The organism is Escherichia sp. KCJ4928 (assembly GCF_004352695.1).
GTDB lineage: Bacteria > Pseudomonadota > Gammaproteobacteria > Enterobacterales > Enterobacteriaceae > ECMA0423.
In genome coordinates, this window is record NZ_SJWV01000413.1 from 1 (window position 1) to 1,287 (window position 1,287).

The window sequence follows — 1,287 nt, forward strand, 5'->3', positions numbered from 1 at the left end:
GGAAATGCACTTACTGAACGCCTTAGAGCAATTGCAGCAGGACTATACGCAGCGGCTGAAAGACTGGGAGAGCGCCTTCACGGATTTGCAGCATATGTTCGAGCTGACACGACAGGAGAACGGGCAACTGAGGGAACAGTGCGACGGCTTGAGTCAGCAGGTGCAGAGATTAGCCGGGCAGGTGGACCGCTTGAGTCGGTTATTTATCACGAACAGCAGATAAGGGATGAACAGGAAAGGCTGGCACGCCTGGAACGGGAGCGTGCGCGGTCCTGGCATGAAGAGCAGGAACGGGAAGTACGGGTATGGCGTGGCCCGTCAATGGGGATGTGACGGTGAGTTGTTCCGGGAGGTTGCCAGATGGTACCGGAACGCGTTAAAAACGAATCCGGGCGCGATTCTGGCGTGTCGTTTTTGTTGCTGTGTTTTGCCTCTTTGCCAGATCGCGCTCATTCCTCAGCCTCATCCCGCGATGTCTGCGTATGTCATCAACTGAAAAGATGGAAAAAAAACAGTGTCATGAGGTTTACGCAGGCAAAACCAGCGTTATTCACATGGCTGAATAGCTATGCATACGGTTAAAATTTATCAGGTGCGATCGCGGCAGCTTTTCGGGTGGTTTGTTGCCATTTTTACCTGTCAGCAGCCGTGATCGCGCTGAACGCATTTCAGCGGTGCGTACAATAAGGGGTTATGTTAAATAACCCTTAGCTTAGCGGCGGCGCAGTGGTTGCCAGGTGAAGGTGTCATCCGGGTCCTGTCCGGCAGTCAGTGTGGCTTCTCGATTTTTGCTGGCCGTTCGTTCATCAAGAATGGCTTTAAGTATCCGTGCCCGGAGGCGTCGCTTTGTTTCCTGCGGCATTTTGTCCTTTTTCGTCAGCCCCATGGCACGAGCTTCAGCGGCAATGGCTTCTGCCAGTCGGCGCTCTTCGGCTTCGGTCAGTCTATGGCGTTTCATGGTGGTCTCCGGGTGTTTCTCTGGTGTCATAACAGTTTAACTGTTGGCTCTCTCCTTATGCTAATCAGCCTTCTTTCATGCCTGTTGCCATTGAGTTTAAGAATGATTGGTTGTTTTTCTTGAGCGTTTTCACAAAAACGTAAATCCAGTGGGTTGACAGGATTTACGAGGTGACGTAACTTTTTACTGTACATAAAACCAGTGGTTTTATGTACAGTTTGTTGTTTTTAACGCATTGTTTTAAAAGTCAAAGAGGTGTTTTTATGAGTGATTACGAAGGTAGTGGTCCGACAGAAGGTATTGATTATGGGCACTCGATGGTCGTGTGG

At 50.1% G+C, this 1,287-nt stretch carries 2 protein-coding genes; one reads left to right on the forward strand and one right to left on the reverse strand.

Annotated elements, in window-relative coordinates; genetic code table 11:
* Window positions 1-223 (forward strand): MbeD family mobilization/exclusion protein (locus E0D98_RS24385; RefSeq protein ID WP_240723770.1); only part of this gene is annotated, 223 nt, incomplete at its 5' end.
* A gap of 489 nt (window positions 224-712) precedes the next feature.
* On the opposite strand, the gene E0D98_RS24400 is transcribed toward E0D98_RS24385, so the two are convergent.
* A complete protein-coding gene (locus E0D98_RS24400) occupies window positions 713-958 on the reverse strand; it encodes a hypothetical protein (RefSeq protein ID WP_000820629.1) in 246 nt (81 codons plus the stop codon).
* Window positions 959-1,287 lie beyond the last annotated feature (329 nt).